This window comes from Fredinandcohnia onubensis (genome assembly GCF_002734285.1).
GTDB classification, from domain to species: domain Bacteria; phylum Bacillota; class Bacilli; order Bacillales; family Bacillaceae_L; genus Ferdinandcohnia; species Ferdinandcohnia onubensis_A.
Genome location: NZ_NSEA01000013.1, coordinates 153,881 through 172,515, shown reverse-complemented (window position 1 = coordinate 172,515; position 18,635 = coordinate 153,881). Strand labels below are relative to the sequence as shown.

The 18,635-nt window shown below is 33.8% G+C and carries 19 protein-coding genes; 14 read left to right on the top strand and 5 right to left on the bottom strand.

All coding sequences use genetic code 11. The annotated features are described in order from the left end of the window. The first annotated feature begins 46 nt into the window (after positions 1-46). The gene (locus tag CKJ95_RS14125) at positions 47-862 is read left to right on the top strand and encodes a hypothetical protein (protein WP_099354077.1); all 816 of its coding nucleotides are present in this window, start codon (positions 47-49) and stop codon (positions 860-862) included. A gap of 296 nt (positions 863-1,158) precedes the next feature. Here the strand turns inward: CKJ95_RS14125 and CKJ95_RS14120 are convergent, their stop codons facing one another. Beyond that, on the bottom strand, positions 1,159-2,127 hold the full coding sequence (locus CKJ95_RS14120) for a site-specific integrase (RefSeq protein WP_257215800.1): 969 nt from the start codon (positions 2,125-2,127) through the stop codon (positions 1,159-1,161). Positions 2,128-2,380: 253 nt separating this feature from the next. Between CKJ95_RS14120 and CKJ95_RS14115 the strand changes: the two genes are divergently transcribed. After that, on the top strand, positions 2,381-2,614 hold the full coding sequence (locus CKJ95_RS14115; RefSeq protein WP_099354076.1) for a hypothetical protein: 234 nt from the start codon (positions 2,381-2,383) through the stop codon (positions 2,612-2,614). Between the two features lie 349 nt (positions 2,615-2,963). Next, positions 2,964-3,656, top strand: a complete 693-nt coding sequence (locus tag CKJ95_RS14110; RefSeq protein ID WP_099354075.1) for a hypothetical protein — start codon at positions 2,964-2,966, stop codon at positions 3,654-3,656. Between the two features lie 73 nt (positions 3,657-3,729). On the opposite strand, the gene CKJ95_RS14105 is transcribed toward CKJ95_RS14110, so the two are convergent. Continuing rightward, the gene (locus CKJ95_RS14105; protein ID WP_099354074.1) at positions 3,730-4,743 is read right to left on the bottom strand and encodes a hypothetical protein; all 1,014 of its coding nucleotides are present in this window, start codon (positions 4,741-4,743) and stop codon (positions 3,730-3,732) included. Position 4,744: 1 nt separating this feature from the next. Beyond that, the gene (locus CKJ95_RS14100; protein WP_099354073.1) at positions 4,745-5,290 is read right to left on the bottom strand and encodes a sigma-70 family RNA polymerase sigma factor; all 546 of its coding nucleotides are present in this window, start codon (positions 5,288-5,290) and stop codon (positions 4,745-4,747) included. A 328-nt stretch (positions 5,291-5,618) separates the two neighbouring features. On the opposite strand from CKJ95_RS14100, the gene CKJ95_RS14095 reads away from it, so the two are divergent. From CKJ95_RS14095 to CKJ95_RS23410, 8 genes are all read left to right on the top strand, one after another. After that, positions 5,619-6,488, top strand: coding sequence for a hypothetical protein (locus tag CKJ95_RS14095; RefSeq protein ID WP_099354072.1), 870 nt, complete (start codon positions 5,619-5,621; stop codon positions 6,486-6,488). A 460-nt stretch (positions 6,489-6,948) separates the two neighbouring features. Then, entirely contained in the window at positions 6,949-7,281 is a 333-nt protein-coding gene (locus CKJ95_RS14090) for a hypothetical protein (RefSeq protein WP_099354071.1), read from the top strand. Positions 7,282-8,708: 1,427 nt separating this feature from the next. Beyond that, positions 8,709-9,743: an integrase domain-containing protein gene (locus CKJ95_RS14085; RefSeq protein WP_099354070.1), complete on the top strand. Its 1,035-nt coding sequence runs from the start codon at positions 8,709-8,711 to the stop codon at positions 9,741-9,743. 15 nt (positions 9,744-9,758) lie between these two features. Then, the gene (locus tag CKJ95_RS14080) at positions 9,759-10,100 is read left to right on the top strand and encodes a hypothetical protein (protein ID WP_099354069.1); all 342 of its coding nucleotides are present in this window, start codon (positions 9,759-9,761) and stop codon (positions 10,098-10,100) included. A gap of 1 nt (position 10,101) precedes the next feature. Beyond that, positions 10,102-10,305, top strand: coding sequence for a hypothetical protein (locus tag CKJ95_RS14075; protein WP_099354068.1), 204 nt, complete (start codon positions 10,102-10,104; stop codon positions 10,303-10,305). Positions 10,306-10,487: 182 nt separating this feature from the next. Next, positions 10,488-10,931: a hypothetical protein gene (locus CKJ95_RS14070; RefSeq protein ID WP_099354067.1), complete on the top strand. Its 444-nt coding sequence runs from the start codon at positions 10,488-10,490 to the stop codon at positions 10,929-10,931. A gap of 324 nt (positions 10,932-11,255) precedes the next feature. After that, entirely contained in the window at positions 11,256-11,753 is a 498-nt protein-coding gene (locus CKJ95_RS23415; protein WP_180271514.1) for a hypothetical protein, read from the top strand. Then, positions 11,728-12,087: a hypothetical protein gene (locus tag CKJ95_RS23410; RefSeq protein ID WP_180271513.1), complete on the top strand. Its 360-nt coding sequence runs from the start codon at positions 11,728-11,730 to the stop codon at positions 12,085-12,087. Before CKJ95_RS23415 ends, CKJ95_RS23410 begins: the two co-directional genes overlap by 26 nt. A 417-nt stretch (positions 12,088-12,504) precedes the next feature. Here CKJ95_RS23410 and CKJ95_RS14060 read toward each other — a convergent pair whose 3' ends face one another. Then, positions 12,505-12,798, bottom strand: coding sequence for a hypothetical protein (locus tag CKJ95_RS14060; protein ID WP_099354066.1), 294 nt, complete (start codon positions 12,796-12,798; stop codon positions 12,505-12,507). Between the two features lie 157 nt (positions 12,799-12,955). Between CKJ95_RS14060 and CKJ95_RS14055 the strand changes: the two genes are divergently transcribed. Further along, positions 12,956-13,687, top strand: coding sequence for a hypothetical protein (locus CKJ95_RS14055; RefSeq protein WP_099354065.1), 732 nt, complete (start codon positions 12,956-12,958; stop codon positions 13,685-13,687). Positions 13,688-14,601: 914 nt separating this feature from the next. On the opposite strand, the gene CKJ95_RS14050 is transcribed toward CKJ95_RS14055, so the two are convergent. Beyond that, positions 14,602-14,979, bottom strand: coding sequence for a hypothetical protein (locus CKJ95_RS14050; protein ID WP_099354064.1), 378 nt, complete (start codon positions 14,977-14,979; stop codon positions 14,602-14,604). Between the two features lie 57 nt (positions 14,980-15,036). Here CKJ95_RS14050 and CKJ95_RS14045 point away from each other — a divergent pair, with 57 nt between their 5' ends. Together CKJ95_RS14045 and CKJ95_RS14040 are read left to right on the top strand one after the other, a co-directional pair. Continuing rightward, positions 15,037-16,005, top strand: coding sequence for a hypothetical protein (locus tag CKJ95_RS14045; protein WP_099354063.1), 969 nt, complete (start codon positions 15,037-15,039; stop codon positions 16,003-16,005). Between the two features lie 760 nt (positions 16,006-16,765). After that, positions 16,766-18,607 carry a tyrosine phenol-lyase gene (locus tag CKJ95_RS14040; protein ID WP_257215799.1) on the top strand — a complete coding sequence of 614 codons (1,842 nt, stop codon included), beginning with the start codon at positions 16,766-16,768 and terminating at the stop codon, positions 18,605-18,607. The last annotated feature ends 28 nt before the right edge of the window (positions 18,608-18,635 follow it).

The window sequence follows — 18,635 nt, the reverse complement described above, 5'->3', positions numbered from 1 at the left end:
CTTATAAAAGTTTTGACAATACGAATAATAGAAGGGGGAGAGTTTTATGAAAAAAATTTTAAAAGGAATAAAGTTTATTGCTGTATTAATACTTTTGATTAGTTTGTTAACGCCATTACAAACTGTTTCTGCTTCTTCACTAGAAAAAACTATTTTACCAACTGTAATGGAAAAAGATTATAAGGAAATGATGAGTGTAATTAGAAAAAATGTAATCAATGGAGAATCTGAAGAAAGTATTGCTAAATTGCCAGAAGTTGAACAATTTAAAAAGAAATACTCAGAAGAACAGATTAATTTATATTTAACTAGTAAAGTTGAAGGATTTAAAACGAAAGAATTTAATGGTAAAATAAATACATCAGATGAAGAAAAAATTGAAATTGGAGCAAACGGAAGTGCAGTTATTGATTATCCGGATGGAAGTTTTGCAGTAGTCAAAAGTACCACAGAATTAGATAATGATAATTTAATTACTCCAATGGCTTCATATAATGGTGCACCAGGTTCTTCTTGGACATCTACATACGAAAAGGAATTCTGGGGTGTTTATTTAGCTGCTAGAGCAGTTCTTGTAACAAAATATACAGTTTATCAAAGCAGTATTAATATTACCGACACAGCGGATTCTGGCAGCAAGGGAGTATTTCCAACTTCCCTTACTTTAAGAGGAACTAGTATTGTAACCGACAATGCTACAACTGTTCAATCCAAAGGGAGTTACCAAAAAGTAAACGGTGTAGTTATTGGAGGACAACCAATTGGATACTCACACGCCTTTACATTAAGAACAACAATTAAAAGAACTGCTTATACAAGTTCAAAAGTCTACTTCTCTGTTACAAACACTTATGAGGGGTAATGTAATAAAAAGGAGGTAATTATAATTTTTGATTTAGAATCTTTTATTGCCCAAATAATTTTTATTGCTTTTATCTTAGTAACAGGATTCGTAATATATAAAATAGTTAAGAGAAAAAAAACTATTAAATAAGCATCTAAAAGCCTAAAATTCGAGAAAATTTTAGGCTTTTAATCTTTTCCATAGCGGGTTCCTCGAATTCAGGAAGACTCTATATAATGGATTGCTAACAAGTTAGTTAAAACGTTATTAGATTGAGATTCACGTAAATTAAAATTGGAATGGAAGAATCATATTTATAGGCCAATCCCACTTGCTGCGTTATCATCAAATAAATTCGCCTTTTTAATATACCTCTGCAACGAATCACTTCGTTTATGCCTGGTTTGCTTCATAATCTGATGTTCCGCTTTGCCAGCCTTCGCAGCTGTACTACAAAAACCACTCCTCAAACTATGGGCCCCGTACCGATTTGGATCTAAGCCCACCTTTTCACAACAATCCTTCACAATCAACCTTACTGATTGAGGAGTCAACCTTCCAAGGATGTTCCCGTGCCGATCCATTCGACGAAAAACCGGTCCTTCAGAAATGCCAGATACCGCCAACCAATCTTCTAAACTACGAACGGGACATGTTAATGGATTGCTTCCGTAAGGAAGCGCAACATCCTGTCCTTCTCCCTTTTGGTCCGTTTTACTTCGGTTTAAATGTAGAATTAATCCGTCGCGAGTGATGGAGATATCTTCGACATTTAACTGGACCAATTCGCTTCTTCGTAAAGCCCCGGCCCAGCCAATCACTAACATGGCGCGATTCCGTACACCGATTCCTTTATTCTGAGGAATCGCCTGGATGACTTTCCGAAGATCCTCCAGCCAAAGGGCATCTTTTCCTTCTTCTTTGATCCCGATCTTTCGCTGAATCCCGTCCCATACCCCTTTTACCAGGGCTGTTTTCGTGGGACTTGGATAACCAGCTGTTTCATGGCGCTGCGAGATGGCGGTCATTTTTCGCTTGATGGAGGAAGCCTTCAGCGTTTTTCCTAAAAACGTAATGTAATAGACAAGCGTTTCCGGGTCAGCAGGCAGTTCCAGAAACCCGTTCTTTTCGCACCACTCGGAAAATTGGGTCCAATCGTTTCGATAGGCTCGTTTCGTATTTTTCGCCTTCGAATTGGCTAAGTGATTTTTTGCTTCTTCCTGCAGCTCCAAAATCTCAGTGGAAAGGGATGTTTCTTCCTGAATTTTTAATTCCAAACTCATGGATTTTTCTTCCTTTCTAGGTATTGATAACGTGGGTTATCAATAGTTAGATTGATAGTTTCATTATACCTTATCAAGAAGGTCTGCGTCCTTTTAAATTATAAAAAGTCTAAAACTGCTTCAGATAAACAAATCTCAAGTTCAAACAATTATTTTGTATTTTTTTCAAAAAATGTATTTTATTGTTTTTTTTTGTATTTTAATAGATTAGTATAGCAATTGTATATTATAACCATTTTTTGGGAGGGGTTTTATGTTAAAGAAACTAGGTTTTGTATTCGTATTGTTATTAACTTGTATTTTGGGGTTTAGCAGTGAAGATAGTGTAAGTGCTGCTGGATGTGGGACAGTCTATATTGACAATGATGATCCTAATCATAGTAACTCACATTACGGGGGATGGTCTCATAAATATGACAGTACTGCGGTGAATTCTTATAGAGGTGATCATCGTATCTTAAGGACTGGTATTTACGGTTTATTATAATTGGGTTAGTAATGTAACTTGTACCGATGACTTTTATGTAGATGTCTATTTATATAATATTAATTTTAACAATCCGAGAGCGCTTTACACTGCACTTGACAGGGACTTCGTAGTCAACCAAAATAATGCTCCAGCAGGTTGGAGTAGAATAGGTTTTGCAACTAGCCCAGCCCACCTTTCTCCGACTTTTGTAAAACTAGATACATATGGTACTAGTCAAACCGCTTATACATATACTGGGGCAGATGGGATAAGATTAATTCAACCAAACTTTACACAATCATTAGCTAGTAGCTCCCTGAGTGTACTTTCGGAAACTGATGAGTCAAAAGAACAAATACATTCAAAAATGTTAAATTCTATTGATAACTTTGAAAATGTCAAAGGAAGTTTTAAAAATTGGAGTAAGCCAGCAGGATACGAATATTCAGTAGAATATATAGTGAAATCAGGAAACAATCCATCTTCAAAAGTCAAAATTATAGAAAATGGAGAAAATGTTATAGAATCTTCATATGATGGCGAAACAAATGTAATTTTATTGAATGATAAAAAAGAGTACATGAAAAAAAATAATAAATCAAATAATGATTTTAGAGAAAAAGAAAAGAAGCAACTTGGAGTATTACCTAAAAACAGATATCTTTTAGGCAATAACAAAGAAAAGATATATCTGTACAAAAATGATTATACTAATATGAACGTTGCGAAGGATTCATTATTCCCGCAAGAAATAGCGTTAGGATACTTAGAAGATTATTCAAAATGGGAAATTATCGATGATTCGGCCAAGTTTGCAGGAGAAGAAGCAGTTCTTATAGAGGGAACGTTTAACGATTACTATGCAGCTAAACACCAAGCAGTTATGTTTAAACTATGGGTTCACAAAGATACAGGAGTATTACTAAATCTTGAGGAATACAACAGTGATATGGAGTTAGTTTCGGGTTTGACTACACAGGATATAAAGTTTAATGATAAGTTTAATAATGCAAACTTCCATATAGAAACTCCTCCAGGCTTTAAGGAGAGAGCCCAGTAATTTAAAGTAAGTATTTCATTAACTCTAAGAGGTAGCGGTCTGCTACCTCTTTCTATTTCCTTAAATGTCATGGTCATTTAGCTGTTTCATCTGCTTGATTTTCCGTTTCCGACTTCTGATACCCTTCTATATTGGGTGTAAGCAACTTCGTATCTATTGGAACATTTATTTGCAACTCTTTCGGATTCAAGAAATTCACTATTTCTTCTTTATCATTATATGTTTCATATTTCACTAAGATTCCAGTATCTTTATCAACCCAGAAACGAAATGTTTTTGAACTGTGTTTATCTGTAGCATACTCGTTTAAAAGTCCCTTTATTACAATTGTATTGTGATTAAGGATCTCTTCATTCTGTTTTTCAATTTCCCAGTTATCTAAGTCTTTTAAGTAATTTATTGTAATATCGCGTGGGAACAGTGAGCTTTGGGCAATTGGAGGTTGTGAACTGTTTCTATATCTTCTCTCCGAATAGGTTTTAGTTACGCTATCTAGTGTCCAAAGATTATCTTCCTTATAATACGTAATAGTGTTCTCCACACTATCACCTTGATTATACGTTTCAGTGCTGTAACCACCCTTTATTGGACTTAAGCTAAGTGCATATTTAACATTTGATATCATTTTTGTGCCATCATGGATTACAGTTTGAATTTCATATTCACCTTGAACAGTTTCAAACTTATCAGCTTCTAAAAGTTTCTTGTATACTTCCTCTTTAGTCATATCATTATAATTTTCTTCTTGATAAACGGTATTAACATCCTTATTTGGTGGATTATTTTCTTGCTTTGTGACTAGCTCATCCTTACTATTAGTGTCTTCTCTAGCCTGTCTACCTTCACTATTAGAAAACAGGTCATTAACACCAGCAATATAGTATGTACCTACTAATAATACGCCCGTTAGAACTACACTAGCAAAAAGGTGTATGCCATTATAAACTTTTTTTGTCCTATTACGAGTAGTATTGTTTTTAATTGCTTGTAGGACAGAATTTTTGTGTTTTTCATTAAATCTCAGTTCTTTGTCTTTAAAAATAGTTTCATCTAAGATACTCTTTAAATTTTTAAGTTTATCTTCCATCCTATATTTCTCCTTTTAACGTTTTCTCAAGTATGTTCCTTGCTCTATGTAATCTTGTCTTTACAGTGCTTATGTTGCTATTTAACATTTCTGCAATTTCTGCAGTTTTAAGATCTTGATAGTAATACAATATAATAACTTCTCTCAATTTAACTGGAAGAGCCATCACTTGTTTTGCGATAAGCAACTTTTCTTCATTGTGAATACTTTCCGATTCTGCTGAATGAATAAGCTTTTTAGATCTAATATAGTCTGTAAATATTAGATATTTGTAAGAAGAGCTTCTTAGAACATCCTTGCATTTATTTATAGTAATTCTATAAAGCCACGTCTTATAGGAAGACTCATGCCTGAATGAATCTAATTTCTCATAGCACTTAATAAATACCTCTTGGGCAATATCCTCTGCTAATTGCTTTTGATTAACGTATGTATAAGCAAGCATAATAACATTTTGACCATACTCATCCATTAACCATTTAATTTTTTCTTCATTATCCATATATTTAATGTCTACCATTTCAGGTTCTCTTTCCTTTTCAATCATTTATTCTCTTCCCTTAGTTTTTTATAATTAGACGTAACTAAACAAGTTTAGGTTCTATTAATATAACAGGTATTTTAGAATAATGGATTTTAACTAATCACGATATTTCCGTTCAATGTAACAAGTGGGTGAAATGAGGAAGTATTTGGGGTAAGGAATTCTAATTTAATATCCATAATGAAAAGGTTGCTCTGGGATTCTTTTTTATTAGGAAAATTAGAAATTTGTTCAAATAAGTGATAGCATTAGGTTAACCATAGTAAACATAGTTAATCTAATGCTATTAATAGTAAATATAGTTAACCAATTACTTTAGAGGGGGATGACGATGGCTGATAAAACTTTTGGTGTAAAAGTTAGCGAAGAACTGTATGAAAAAGTCAAGGGGATGATTGAAAACAGTGGTGATTCAGCGAAAGAGTGGTTCGAAAAAGCAGTCGCTATTTCTGAATTACAATCTATCAAACAAGGTGCAACAGATTACAACCAGGACTTGAATGAATTAGAAATCCATACTGGCCGAATTTATGAACTTGTTTCTAATATGGTTCAACGCTCCATCTATATTAAAGACCATGCGGTGAAAGAAATCTCTGATAAGCTGGAACAAAAAGAAGCAATTATTGGTGAATACCAAGATAAAGCTAAAGAGGCAGTAGAAGAATCGAAACAGACCAAGGATGCATTGAAAGCAATAGAACAGGAAAAAGAGGAGGCATTAAAGCAGTTAGATGACCTACGTTCTACTAATGAAAACAATCAGCTTCTAATTAATGAATATAAAGAGAAGAATGATACGTTAAGTGGTTTAGTTGCTAAGTACAAAGAATATGCGGATGAAAATGAGAAACTGAAAGAGCAATTCTTTCATGAACGTGAACGTCTACATTCCCAAGTGAAAGAAATTAGTGTTCAAAATGATGAGCTGCAAGACGAAGTCAAGGACTTGACACAACAAATTGGGTTACTGAAGAATAGCCATGCTGTTGAAGTAGAACGTATTAATGAGAAAAAAGACTACGAAAAAAAAGCGTTACTGGAGATTGAAAGAGAGTATCAGAAGAAGTTACTGAAGTCTAATGAAGAATATAACGAAAAGATAAAACAAATGTATGAAGAAATAAACTCTCTGCGTAAGGAGTATGAAGAGAAAATCGAGCAATTGAAGCGAGAGAAAAGTGAAGGAGATAATAAATAAAGGTAAATCCGGTTATTATCATTAGTCGGAGAAATAAAGTATTATTTATTTGGATGCTACAACTAGGAATTGAATTCTTATATGATGGTTAACCATAAAAACCACCTTTTTAGATGGTTAACTTGGTTATAGTAGTTAACTTAATTAGTAAATATAGATCCCCTTGATAAGAGGAAAACATTAAGTTTCCTTTTTTTGCGGTTACTTACTTTGGGGGAGGGTTCAAATTTTGAATCCCCCAGTTGTTTAATGAGCATATTTTTATGCTTTTAAATCCATATATCAAAATTTGATATATGACTGAAATAAATAAGGTGTTTGAAGTATAAGGAGTATTTAGTAATGATCCTGCTATAATTGACGATCAGCTAATTGTACAATTAATGGTGGATTATTGTCAGTGAATAAGTTTTTTACCGTGCTTAATTTATAAAAAGGTGATGAAAAGAGGTGCTTTTTTATGGATGCCGTTACTAAGTTTCATGTAGTTAAATTAAAACAAAAATTATTGGATATTGTCGTCTCACTTCAACAAGAAAGTGCATACGAGAAAGACCGAGTAATTGAAGAACTACAAGATATCATTATAGAACTTGATAGTCTAGATGTAGAGCTGAACAGAGCAAAAAGTATATCACTAGAAGAAAGTTTGACAGAAGATGAAAAAGTAAAATTGAATGAAATCAAACAAAACATGTTAGAGGCTACATCAGCGATGGAAGTAAAATATTACGAAAAACAGATTCATGATTTTATTGATAAAGTACTAAGAGATAGAATTTTATTGGTTTAATTAAAGGTATATTGAGGTATAATTGTGATTGATCTACTGAGAGAAGAGCAGTGGTCCTAAGCGAGAAATAACTCACCATCTAACTGGACATTATTAGGCAGGGTGGGTTATTTTTTTGCCGAAATTCCCTCTAATTGAACTACGATGTTTCAAAAAATGCCTGCCGTTTCTTCCTTTAGTTTCATAAAGGCCACAATATAGTTTTATTTAGAAAAGAAGATTTTAACAATTAGCTTGGAAATCAATTTTTATTTTTGATATAATTTAATTAGATATTTTAACTTTTCTTTTTGTTTTGCAGTTCTTAAAAGGAGCTAGCAGGTGTTCTAACAAACGATTGTGGTCTTTGGGCCGAGGAATTTTACAAAAGGGCAAGTTTGCCTTCGTGGGTATCTTTAATAAATATCTTTTTGCATTAAGTAATTAGGTAAGAGTAATTTTTATTAATCTATAAAATGAGTGGTTTTCCGACGATTCTATTGTATGAATGGTCGTTTTTATTTGCTTTTTATGAGGAATTTAATATACAGAGCCCATGGCTTTGAGAGTAGTTTGTACAAGAAGTATCCTTGTACCTCTCTTAGCTATGGGCTTTTTTATATAGATTAAGAAATTAGGTTGAAGGAGGAGTGATAGATAAGATAGCTTATTACATTATCTAACTAAAAAGTGACAACCAGAATGTAGACATGGATATCAACGAAATATCGATATCATGGACTGTAGCTCATGAAGTATCGAGTCATTAAAAATTAAAGCAATAAGTTCATGCTCACGAAAGACGAACAGAACAAACTGGTCTAAGAAGTAACCGGGTCAGTTCACTAATCAAAAAAGGATATCAATGAAATATCGATATCCTGACTGCAGCTTATGAATTACCGAGCCAGTATAAATTAAAGCCGATAAGTTCATGTTCACGAAAGATGAACAGAACAACTGATCCAAGGAGTAGCTGGATCCGTTTATTAACAAAAAGGATATCCAATGAAATATCGATATCCTGGACTGTAACTCCATGAAGTACCGAGTCAGTATAAATTAAGCGGCAAATTCATGTTCATGAAAGCCGAACAGAACAAACCGATCCAGAAGTAACCGGATTTGGTCCATGAATCATCAAAAAAGGGATAACAACTGAAATATCGGTACCCTACTGTAGCTCATGAAATATCGAGCTAATATAAATTCAAGAAATAAGTTCTGTTCATGAAAGTCAACAGAACAAACTGCTCTTATGGAAGTCAGGAACAGTATAAATGATTTAATTCGAGGCTAAAATTGCTCGCCTCGTTAAAGAATGAGCGGACTTCATTGTAAGTTTGAATGAATTTTTAAATACCACACCTTATGGGACTAAACAAAATTTACTTGATGGTAATTGGGAAATAATTTTAAATTTTTATCTTTTGAAAGGAGGTGTAGCAATGGCAAGAAAGCGTCGTAGTAGTATCGTGCATCAAGTATCTCAAGCTATTAATGCTATTAATCGGATAGGTGAATCGAAGCGTGAGGCAAAGCATAAAGGGGGATCTGGTATCCATTCTATTAAACAAGTAAAAGAAACCCTATCGGCTGCACAAAATTTTGTCAAATGGATTCGTGGAAATTATGGAATAAAAAGTATCTATGATTTGAAAGAAGAACACTACATAACATATTTAGAACACTTAACGGCATTAGAACGCTCTCCTGGCCATAAACAAAATGTTGAAACTGCACTAAGGCACTTGCAGAAGGGAATGGAAATTCGAAGCCTAGATCGAGGGTTAAAACCTATTATCTTCGTTCCTGAAAAAAGGATTACTAATTGGCGTGAGTTGAAAAAAGCGGAAAATCGCAGTTATTCATCCGAAGAATTTGAATCAATGCTTCCTTTTTTATCTGTCAATGTTCAGGATTCAGTAAACCTTATGAGATATATGGGATTAAGAGTGCGTGAATCATGCAAAATCAAGGTTAAACATTTCAAGGAATCTTCGGGGGTATGGGTACTCAATATTTCATCTGAAGAAGCCACTGGAATCACAAAAGGAGGACGTCATAGGAAAACACCTGTACCTCCAAAATTTCAGGAAAAATTAATCCTAATACTAAAAGATAAAGAGCCAGACAGTACGGTTGTATCTGTTAAGGTTGCTACTGTAAGAAGTGCTGTAAATGCAGCTTGTAAAAAAGTAGGTATAGACCAAAATGGCCGGGGAACCCATGGGTTTAGGCACTTGTATTGTCGTGATAGGTTGCGAGAATTATTAAGAGAAAAAGGAATCACCAATGAGGGAGAAGTGATGTTAGAACGTATTATGAAAAACAGGGACCAAGGGAGAAAAGCTGATTATAGCATTTTAACCGAACAAGATATCAAAGTTTACAATCTATTAAAAGGTGCGATTGACCAGGTACACGAAGAGATTGGCCATGGTGAGGACAGATGGGATCTCGCAGAACGATACATGCGATAAAAGGAGAGGTTTTTAGTGATTAAAGAAAAAACAATGGAAGAACAATTACAGGAAGAGATTAAACGACAAAAGGCACATATAAAAAAACTCCAGGGAGACGTAGGGAAATGGAAGCGAATGGCGCGAGAACAAAAACCTAAGCCGGAGTTTATTAGGGAGCAGCATGATGAGCGAGGTCGACACATTATTGAAATGCATCTAAAAGGCATTCCTGGTGATGTTGACTATATAGAGGCACTTGAACATCTAAAATACGAAGTGTTGCCGTATTATTACCCATATTATTATGTAGCGTGTTATCAGTCAAAAAAAACACGATGGATGGGTTGCGAGAATAGCGAAGGAGGATATTGTTGATATGAGTTATATTCCAGTAAATCAGGATACTAATTCGAAAGAAATTTTAAACAAATTTTATTGGGATCTATATAATCAATTAAAACGGTATAACCACTATTTCTCTTCTGTTGAGAATGTATCTAATGAAGATATGCCCAAAGTGGAGGTGCTAGTCTTTTTAATTAACAGAATGATGGAAAAAACGTTGGAGATAGAATTTTAAGAGTGGTTAAATTTTAAATTCTTAGTTGCTAGGGGTTTCCATAAGGAACTTCCATTTAAAATACTTATCTAGTATTTTTTTTACTATTTTTACTATATTTTCTTGAAACATCAAAAAGCTAGTATTAAACTTATTTTTGGTACCAGCTTTAATTAAAATTTATATTTTAGTGGGGGCTTTTTGTGAAATCTAGAATTACATCTATTATTCTTTTGGCAGCACTTTTATTTACTGTAATCGTGGTTCCGGCTTATGCTGCAAGTGGTTATGACTATGTAATGATTTATCGAGTGGATGGAAAAGCGCAAGGTCAATTTCATTCATTAAGTAAAGGAACTGTTGATATCTCTGGTTTTTCTTTTTATACAGGGGCTGCTGAAAGTTGGGCGGTATCAAGTACAAAAGGTGAGACTGTTAGTTATTATTTATACAAAGATGATTCCTTTGCAGATTCATATTATGGGTCAGTAAGCCAATATGTACCAAGTTCTGCGAATACTTACAATGTTGCTAGATTTTCAGATTCATTTTCAAAATCGGCTGACGTTGAAAGTGGTAACTATTATCTAGTTATAGTTAAAGAAGATAATGGATGGAAAATGAAAGGCGAAGGTACACTAAACTAATACTAAAAATGAAAAAGGAGGGACTTTCCTCCTTTTCTTTATTGAGGTGGTTCCAATTAGAATTTATATGGAAGGTCCATTCCTTTTTTTATTTATTATTTTATGGATTGGGTTGGGGTTAATCCTACGGTTAAGATATAAAAAAAATTATTCATATCTTGTATTTTATACATTGTATTTTGTATATATTTTCCAGTTGATAAAATATACACAATTTCCGATTACATACGTTCCTGACTTAAAAGATATTTCATTAGTTTGGGATTCAATAAACTATGTACCTTTTTACAGGTTATCATATTCAATTATGATCCCTCCTGGGTAATGGGAAAGTTAGAGCATGAATTTTATGGCCATTCTATCCCAGAGCCTAACATCCTTATTTTTAGCGGCCAAGGTATGGTACTTATTTGGTTAATTGAACCGGTACCTTATAAGGCTTTGCCACTTTGGCAAGCTGTACAGAATCACTTTTTGAAACAACTCTCTGAATTAGGCGGAGATCCGAAAGCTGCAGATGCTGCTCGAGTATTTCGCATTGCTGGAAGTATTAATTCAAAGAACGGAAATGAAGTTCGCGCAGAATATAGGCATGACTATCGATATGCATTGAGAGAAATTCAAAACGATTATCTTCCAGACTTAAGCGAGGTATTTTCTAAAAAAGTTGGAAAAGGTAAAAAAGGTCGTAAAAAGAAAGTAGTTCAACTTTTTAATACATACAAACTTCATTATGCTAGATTACTTGATTTGGTGAAGTTGGTGGAACTGCGCAATTATAATGTGTATGGCTACCGTGAAACAATTTGTTTTTTTATATAGATATTGGCTATGCTGCTATACAAACGACCCGTCAGAATCGTTAAATCAAACTCAGACGTTTAATTTACAATTTGTAGACCCTTTACCATTACGAGAGGTAGAAAAGGCCACAAGAAGTGCAGAGAAGGCCTGGTATGCACGTAATAATGAGGAAGCAAACCGAATTGCGATGGAAAAAGGGTATCCAGGTGCAGGATACAATATTAGCAACAAAAAGCTAATCTCATGGTTAGATATCACACCTGAAGAAATGACGCATTTAAAGACGATTATAGATGTTTCTGAGAAGAACCGTAGGAAACGTCTAAGCTTTAATGAAGCAACTAAAGCCTAATTTTTCACTTATAACACCGAGAAATTAGACTTTTTATATTTTGATATCCTTAACGTTGTAAATCCGCATTTTCCTGACGCTACCCATATGTATAAAATTTATTTCCAGACAGATCCTCGAATAACTAGGCCATACATCGGGGGACTTTTATTTATTTCTGTATAAGATGCAACAGAGGATTAGTTTATTGGATAAATAGTTTTAAAAAAATCTAAAACAAAGAAAAGCGTCCTAAAGCTTGAAGGTTAATATAGGTTTCCCTATTATTGTGACCTATTGAATGTTTTAAAATTAAAACACATTTTTCCAAACTGAAATTAAGCCCTATCTTCGTTCGAGATAGGGCTTAATATATGTTAGCTTATCTTATTCCGTTGATTTGCGTAAAACTCTCTCCTTCCTCAATATTTTTAACACTTATAAAAAAACTGGAATAACAAGTAATAAAAATGCCCCGATTAAAAGTGTTGTGGTATTTGTCTTTTTTAACTTACTCTTAGGACCATCAACAAAACTATAAAACTGGAACCAGTTTTTATACAATAAAAATATAAAAATTAAAATAGCTGATACCACAAACCAACCACCTGGAGCCTCAGATATTTTCACTTCAAAAATTTTATAAATAAAATTCACTATAGCTCCGATTGCACTTCCAACAACTAAAAAAAATACAAGAGTTCTTATCAATTCTAATATTACCTTTATCACGCTTTCACCTTCCACGTTAAAATTATAAAACTATATATATTAAAAATAATACAAGATATTTACAAATAATACAAAAATATGAAAAAAATGGCAGACAATTAAACTATAATTCTATATTATAAAAATTGTAAAAAAATAACTTTTGGAGGTTTTCCATTTGAAAAAAATATTTTTTGTACTTACACTAGCAACACTTCTTTTTACCCCTATATATGGGATTTCTGGAGCTTCAGCAGCAACAAAAACCATTAGTCCTGTTGAAAAACCAATAAGCAAAGATTTAGATAAGTTGGTTGTGGAAGAACTTCAATATGATATTAATAAAAATCTTTCTCAAGAAGAGATTTCTGCTAGATTCCAAGAAATTAATAGTTCTTATGACATTGGCGTTCCTTTTTCGCCAGAGGACACCGAATTTGTTAAATATTACGCAGATTTAAAGTTATCAGATACACAAAAATCAAATGACTCAATTATCCAACCTGCACAGGTATACAATCCTGGGGGGACTATCACTGCATCCTTTGGTGAATCAAAGTATCAGTATGGTGTAGGAATTTCTATAAGTGGAAGTGTTAGAACTACGATGGGTAATTTAAATCATACCTATGGTGGAACTTTCACCTCTTATATTCAAGTAGGGAGAACAAATGCTAGTAAAGTACAGAATTTTGTGACTCATAGTGCATACGGGTTCGTTGGTACAAGTGGCACTTACATTGGTCTTGTTCATAGTAGCAGTATTTCTTCTACCAGTGGTAAGAATCCTTCAACATGGTCTATAGATGAAGATAAAGGATATGCTGCTATTGGAGTTGTATATACTTATACAAATGCATATGCAAGAGTAACTACTCCTTCAGGTACATTTACATTATATGGTTTCTAAGTATTATACCAAAATGATTTTATAATATAAAATGTTCCCTATCAAACATACAAAAACTCAGTAATAGTATACTAATAAAATAGTCCCTTTATAAGTAGGGGCTATTTAACTAAAGTGTTGAATAGTAATGGAGGACTCGCTTTTCTGTTGGCCTTCTGATTACGTCTCCCAATAAGAGTCTAGTCCTTTCCTCTCAATTCAACAAAATTAGAAAAGGTATCCATTTTCTCAATATTTGAGAGTATGATACCTTTTTTAGCATCTAAAATAAGAGATTTGGACAACATCATGTTTATCCATCACACAACAAAAAAAAGACCAGTAGAAGTGCACGCCCTCGAAAATCATTACTTAAAGCCAGTCTCCTCCCTGTTTTCAAGAAAACTACAAACGTTTTCAATTAATAGGTATAATAAAACTAGCAATCTAACTATCGATAAACCATACTAACACAAGAAAGGAAGAATCTTATATTAGATTCTTCCTTTCTTTATGCGTGTGGCAGCACGCCTCACGTATAGGAGAAGTATAAGTTCTGATTAGCACGGTTATATTTGAAAGCGATTTTCTCCCATCTAGCTTGGGGGTGTTACCTATTTATTCTGGTTATTAACGTAAAAACGGACTTATACTTTGGATTGAAAACGAAACTTTCATATACTAATTCATTTTCTTTGGCATCGGATTAAGGAAATAAATATAGATAATAACAATGTATTGTGAAGGATATGACTTAAACTAAAAAAATTTTGCTTCTTTGAGGTTGATACTGTGATAACAATATTAACAGCAGCACGAGATTATTAGAATACTGTGTGTTAACTATAACTAAAATTAATAATATTAATTAGCAATTGACTTATTGTGTTTCTTGTATATAATTAAATTGGAAATAAAATACAGAAAAGTAAGAATTATTTAAATAATTCTTCCAAGTTTGCGACTTTGTCTTTATTTACTATTTCTATACCTAGTATTTCATTTTTCCCATCTGGCGATTTATTTATAAGTATCCAACTATCTTTACTTTTTATGACAGTGTATTCACTTATTTGATAAGGTGTATTACTATCTAAAGCATGTTTTATTTCATTAAACTCATCTTTTGAAAACCTATCTTTATACTCATCAGTTAGTAAATCTGAAAAATCGTTATAATCACTATTCGATACTTTTTGATATAAAGATATTGACCCTCCTGGACTCAACCACAGATTAATCAATAACATTCCTAGAAGCAAAATAGTAAAAAAAACGATAAATAACAACCATCTTTGTTTGAAAACCTTCATATTCTTCATCCTTTCTTTTTGGTAGTAACTAAATTTAATATAATAGGAGTGATCAAAGTGAAACGTAGTATTTTTTTAGTGTTTTTAGCTGTAATACTCTTCTTTACAGCCGTATTTGAACCAGCAAAGTCTTCGGCAGAAGGTGTTTCAGACTCACTTTCAAACAGTATAAAAAATGGGCACACAGAGACATTTTATGATGAATTTGGCAATACCACTGAATTAGAGTATTTAATAAATGATGATGAATTCAGAGTTAATACCTTTGTTAACGGTAAACTTGTTGACTACTCAACTAGAGAAGTAAAGGACGACGGAACTTACTCCGACGAAATAACCTATAACCAATTATTATCAGTAGAAGAACCATCTTTAAATAACAAAGTAACCAATAGTAAAGTTGGGGTATCTACAATAAAAGAAGTAACATTTAAAGAAGTCAACGAAGTAAAAAAATACAATGTTAATGAATTTATTAAAGTCGGTGAGACAGAACCAGCTCAAGAAGTACTAATCAAGCCTTCAGAAGATTTAATTGCACCTACAGAAAAACCAATTACACTTTCTAGTAGCTATACACTTCCTAGACCTTATAGTTTTATATGGTCTAGATGTAATTGGACATTAAACCAATGTGGAAGCTTGTATGGAAAGAGTGACTCAACACAAATTAAATATTTTATGTTTGATTTTAAAAGGGATATTGCTATCTCTGTCGTTGCTGCCGCAATTACAGTTGTTTTTTCTACGGTAATTGTTGCAATTGGAGTGTTATTAGTTTCGCTTGGTGTATCTTATTCTTTAACTAGATTAACAGAGTCCCTAAATGGATATTATGATGCAACACGTAAACGTTACTCTTATTATGTTGTGGTTAAACAAAGAGAAACTTTCAAACATAATCAAGCCCAGTACGATGTTTATTATTATAACCAAAGAAATGGGAAAAAAAGCACAAGGGTTAAGAGAACAGGTAGTTGGATGTCAGAAAGCGCTATACTTGATGTTGGGATAATTAGCTATTAAAAGTAAGTAATAAATAAAGGCTATTTTTGTAAACTTGTTGCTCATTAAAAAGGGTTGGTTGATTTCCACTCCAAGATACTAGATTTCCATGGGAGGGACGTGAGCATCCCTCTCGCACCTTCTGGTTTAATCAACTCTTTTCCTACATTTTTCGCCATAAGAATATACCCATAATAACAACATCTTTTGAAAACAGTCTAAATAAAAGAGGAGCATAAGAATTGCTCTTTTTTTATTTGTAAGATTATTTAATTTATACTTTGTTATTAAAAAACTATGATTGAACAAACTTAAATTTTATTAACACTCCTTTAAATGAAAGTATAAACCTACATTAATGGATTTAATATACATATTTAGGACTATTTTGTAGTTCATCCACTAAATCTTCTTTGATAAAGCGTGGGGATATATGTAGTGTGACCAAGTAAGTGTGTATCATCTTTCCTAATCCTAAGAATGTGGTAAAACGAAAAAAGGATTAAAGTTCCAGCTACAGCGAAGATATAAATTAGGTAGAACGAGATATTTATAAATATGGAACATTATAGCGTGTTAAACGATCCTGCATTACAATTTCTTGTTGTCGTAAATGAGGTTTTTATATTTTTCGAATGTATGAATTTGTCTAAAAACATACATTCATTTTACTGTATTTGCTGTATTTGTGTTGTTTCGGAGTTATAATAGGTTTTGTTTGAAAAAAACGTACATTCAAAACGTCGATTTTACTATCATGAAAAATGAAGGGGGAAACACCATGAACCAAATCAAAGATGTACAACCTATCCGAGATAAACAAAAATTAGAGGATATGAAGTGGGCATTAAAGCGTTATTGCGGAGAACGTGACTATATCCTGTTCTTAATAGGAATAAATACTGGATTGCGTGTAGGTGACTTACTAAAGCTAAAAGTCGCTGAAGTTAAACGAAAGAAACGAATTGTGATTCAAGAAGGCAAAACAAAAAAACCGAGAACGATCAATCTTGCGAATATTTACGAAGAAGTCCATGCTTACATAAAGAATGTTGATTCGGATTGGATGTTTCCGAGTAGAAAAGGTGATAAGGCAATTACTCCAACCCAGGCATACCGACAATTAAAAAATGCAGCTGAAATGGCGGAAATTGATAGTATCGGTACGCACACCATGCGGAAAACCTTTGGTTATTGGTTTTATAAGCAAACAAAGGACGTTGCAAAGCTACAAGCTATTTTAAATCATACGAAGCCAGAGATCACCTTGCGTTATATCGGAATTACTGACGAAGAAAAAGAGGCGCTAAAACGGGCGGGTTATAATACGTTTTTAATTGATTCTCAGGATGTCTATATTGACCTTCTAACAGATAGCGGGACGAGTGCAATGAGTGACAGGCAATGGAGTGCTCTTATGGTTGGCGACGAAGCCTATGCAGGGAGTAAAAGCTGGAAGAAACTCAAGCAGGCTGTTAGAGAGATTTATGGATATAAGTATGTGTTGCCAACTCACCAGGGACGTGGTGCAGAAAACATTTTATCTCAGCTAAAAATAAAACAAGGTGATGTCGTACCGGGGAATATGTATTTTACAACAACACGTGCCCATCAGGAGCTAAATGGGGCACGATTTGTTGATATCATCATTGATGAAGCACATGATTCATCGAAAGAGCATCCATTTAAAGGGAATGTGGATCTTACTAAATTAAAGTCGCTCATTCAAGAGGTTGGAGCAGAACGGATTCCTTATGTTTGCGTGGCGGTAACCGTGAATATGGCTGGTGGACAGCCGGTTAGCATGGAGAACATGAGAGAGGTTTATAACCTATGTAAGAGCTATGGAATAGATGTGATGTTTGATGCTACACGATGCGTAGAGAATGCCTATTTTATAAAGGAAAGAGAAGCGGGATATGAAAGTCATCGGATTAAGGATATTTTAAAGGAGATGTTTTCGTATTCAGATGGTTGTACGATGAGTGGTAAAAAAGATTGTTTAGTGAATATTGGTGGCTTTTTGGCAATGAATGATGAGGAGTTATATGCAAGGTCGCGTGAGTTGGTGGTCGTTTATGAAGGGATGCCATCTTATGGCGGCATGGCGGGACGCGATATGGAAGCGATGGCACAAGGAATCTATGAATCTGTCGATGACCATTATATCCATCACCGGATAGGGCAGGTCCGTTATCTTGGTCAGCAGTTAATTGAAGCAGGAGTACCTGTTGTTCAACCAATTGGAGGCCATGCTGTTTATTTGGATGCAAGAAAATTTTTATCTCATTTAAACCAAGAAGAGTTTCCTGCACAAGCATTGGCAGCAGCACTTTATTTAGATTCAGGTGTTAGGGCGATGGAGAGAGGGATTGTCTCAGCGGGTCGAAATAAGGAAACGGGGGAACACAACAAACCGAAGCTAGAGCTCGTTCGTTTAACGATACCAAGAAGAGTCTATACGAATAATCACATGGATGTTGTCGCTGATTCCGTGATTGCTCTCTTTGAAAAGAGACATCAGATAAGTGGTTTGCGAATGGATTATGAACCTCCTACGTTACGATTCTTTAATGCGAGGTTTTCACCACTTTCAAAGAACTTAGAATTGATGCCAGAATAATAAAGTGAAAGCCAGCCCTATTTAGATG